This window comes from Microbacterium sp. KNMS, assembly GCF_053851835.1.
Genome location: NZ_JBSQBP010000138.1, coordinates 1 through 259 on the forward strand (window position 1 = coordinate 1; position 259 = coordinate 259).

At 57.9% G+C, this 259-nt stretch carries 1 protein-coding gene; it reads left to right on the forward strand.

Annotated features, from left to right (window positions below; genetic code table 11):
* Positions 1-13: 13 nt before the first annotated feature.
* Positions 14-139, forward strand: a complete 126-nt coding sequence (locus ACWXWW_RS18155) for an SDR family oxidoreductase (protein ID WP_455971422.1) — start codon at positions 14-16, stop codon at positions 137-139.
* Positions 140-259: the final 120 nt, after the last annotated feature.

A 259-nucleotide genomic window follows, 5' to 3' on the forward strand; every position in this document is an offset into this window, starting at 1 on the left:
GCGCCGGACAGTCCTGCGTCGATATGGCCAGCCGGAGGAAGTCGCTCAAATGACGCTCAGCCTGTGCTTGCCGGCTGCCTCTTACCTGACTGGAATCGTCATTCCGGTCGATGGCGGTCTCGTAGTGCGTAATGCATAACCGTTCGAAGAAGGACAGGAGTGCGTGAAAGCCATTCTTTGTACGCAATATGGACCGCCTGAAGATCTGCAATTCGTTGAGATCGCCGATCCGGTTGCGGGTCCGGGCGAGGTGCTCGTC